This window comes from Streptomyces sp. NPDC004629 (genome assembly GCF_042873595.1).
In the GTDB taxonomy this organism is placed as follows: Bacteria; Actinomycetota; Actinomycetes; order Streptomycetales; family Streptomycetaceae; genus Streptomyces.
Map to the genome: position 1 here is coordinate 1 of NZ_JBIALO010000086.1, position 2249 is coordinate 2249.

Annotated in this window: 3 protein-coding genes; 1 reads left to right on the forward strand and 2 read right to left on the reverse strand. The window is 68.3% G+C overall.

All coding sequences use genetic code 11. From position 1 onward, the window contains the following. Nucleotides 1–203: hypothetical protein (locus ACFYTE_RS42310; RefSeq protein WP_388722648.1), on the reverse strand; the 203-nt coding region annotated here is incomplete at its 3' end. Nucleotides 204–215: 12 nt separating this feature from the next. Next, nucleotides 216–566 (reverse strand): hypothetical protein, encoded by a 351-nt coding sequence (locus ACFYTE_RS42315; protein WP_388722650.1) that lies wholly within the window; start codon nt 564–566, stop codon nt 216–218. A gap of 379 nt (nt 567–945) precedes the next feature. Between ACFYTE_RS42315 and ACFYTE_RS42320 the strand changes: the two genes are divergently transcribed. Continuing rightward, the gene (locus ACFYTE_RS42320; RefSeq protein ID WP_388722652.1) at nt 946–2148 is read left to right on the forward strand and encodes an IS110 family transposase; all 1203 of its coding nucleotides are present in this window, start codon (nt 946–948) and stop codon (nt 2146–2148) included. Nucleotides 2149–2249 lie beyond the last annotated feature (101 nt).

Consider the following 2249-nt stretch of genomic DNA (forward strand, 5'->3'; position numbering starts at 1 on the left):
CCGTCGATCAGGGCAACGGTCTGGCCCGGCATCCTGCTGCCAGCCACCGGCACGGGGACCTGTTCGATCCACGCAGCGTCGAACGCCTTCAGGTGACTGGGCTGCTCGGGCGCTGTCCAGATTCGAGGCATCGCCGCCCACCCCAACACCCCCAGAAAGGAGCTTGCCGTGCTGTACGGCGAGCACATCTCCGTCACGGGCATGATCCCGGATCCCTACCAGTAGTAGTGGCCGGTGCTGCCGTCGGGTCGCTGAGTCGCCTGACAGGAACGGGCCTGCAACTGCTCGGCGTGGGCGCTGAGGGCGGTGTCGGACGGGTCGAGAACCTGCGTCATGTGCAGCACATCGTCCTGCCCCAGGTCGGCTGTCTGCCGCGGCTGCAATTCGATGACTCCCCGGGCGTTGACCGTCTGGACGAGCACGGTGCCCTCGGGGAGGTCCAGGTCCGCAGGGGCGTACAGCAGGCGGAAGGCTCCGCCCACCGGGTGCCGATTCAGCACTTGGGCCAGTTCGCCGAGCAGTGACTGGGTGTGCTGCCGAACGAGTGGGGAGGTGGCAACACGCATGTACGTCTCCTCGTGTATCAGTAGGTGGGATTGGTCCGGCGCACTCGGTTGTGCGCGGTCTGCACCGCCTGCGGACCTGGGCCGGGATGGTCCTGGTACCGGGCGGAAGCCGGGGGCTGCTGCTGGTTGCAAGGGGGTGGGCTGCTGGTCATGCGGCCCTACCTTCTTGAGTGCGTCCCACGAGTTCGCGACTCTGGGACAGCGCGGGTGGGGCAGGGATGGTTTTCATGCTGGCTGCCCTTGATGGCTCAGGAGGCTGATCCCCCTGCCCCGCCACTTCTTCCGGACTGCTGATTAGGCTCTGCGGACCATCGCTTGGTAGGGCGAGGACAGGCGGAAGGAGTCGCGCCGCACGTCGCTGAGCGAGGGGAGCGCCACTGTGACAGCCCGGGCCGGATTCGATATCGCCAAAGACTTCCACTGGCTCGCGGTCACCGACGACCGCGGGCGCCTGCTGTTCAGCCACCGCGTCGACAACACACCCGACACCATCACCGAGGCCGTCGCCGAACTGCTCGCCGTCCAGGACGAACACGGACGGGTCACCGTGGGGCTGGACATCATCGGCGGAATCGCCAGTCTGCTCACCGCGATGCTGCTGGCCGAACAGTTGCACTGCGTCCACGTTCCCGGCCTGGCCGTGAACCGGGCCCGGCGCGGCACCCGCGGAGGGGAGAACAAGTCCGACCCCCGCGACGCGAAGACCATCGCCGAGCAGGTCATGCTCCGCGACGACCTGCGCGTGGTCGACCTCCCGGACGAACAATCCGTCGAACTGCGGCTGCTGGTCAGCCACCGCACCACGCTCGTGAAGGAAGCCACGGCCCGCACCTCGCGGCTGCGTGACCTGCTGGCCGGCATCAACCCGGGCCTGGAACGGGCGGTGGACCCCACCTTGCAGTCCGGGCTGATTCTGCTCGGCCGTTACGTGACCCCTGACGAGATCCGTCGCACCGGCACCGCACGCATCACTGCCTACCTGCGTCGGCACGGTGTCAGCAAGCAGACCACCGCTCAAACCCTGGCCGAAGCCGCGGTCACCGCCGCGCGAGCCCAGACGGTTTCGCTGCCCGGAGAGCGGCGCACAGCCGCCCTCGTGCGCGAGCTGGCCGCCGAACTCGCGGCAGGCAAAGCCCGCCTCAAGGCCCTGGAGGCCGAGATCGAGGAGCTGGTCGCCGCGCACCCTGACGGGGCCCTCATCCGCAGCCTGCCGGGGATGAGGGCCACCCTCACCGCCGAGTTCATCGCATCCGTCGGCAACATCCGCCGCTTCGCCGGCGCCGACGCCTTCGCTGCGGCTTCCGGCCTGGCACCGGTGCTGACCCAGTCCGGGAAGGTGCGCTACTCGCGCTCCGCCACCGGCGGCGACAAAGCCCTCAAACGCGTCTTCTACCAGGCGTCCTTCTGCTCGATCCAGCGCGATCCCACCTCGCGGGCCTACTACGACCGAAAGCGAGCCGAAGGCAAACGGCACCATCAAGCCCTGATCGCTCTGGCCCGCCGCAAGGTCAACGTCCTCTACGCCATGCTCCGTGACCGTCAGCCCTTCCAGGCACGGCCACCCCTGCGTCTCGTGGCTTGACAACAGCTGTGAGTCTGTTGGGCGGCTGGTCCGGGACCGGCTGGCAGGGTTGACGTCGGTCGCCTCACCGCAGTCGTGACTCGTGACAACAGTGGCCCCCA

Bases quoted from the DNA above. Each gene is read 5' to 3' on its own strand.
- ACFYTE_RS42315 (WP_388722650.1), bottom strand. From the start codon at position 566: ATGCGTGTTGCCACCTCCCCACTCGTTCGGCAGCACACCCAGTCACTG.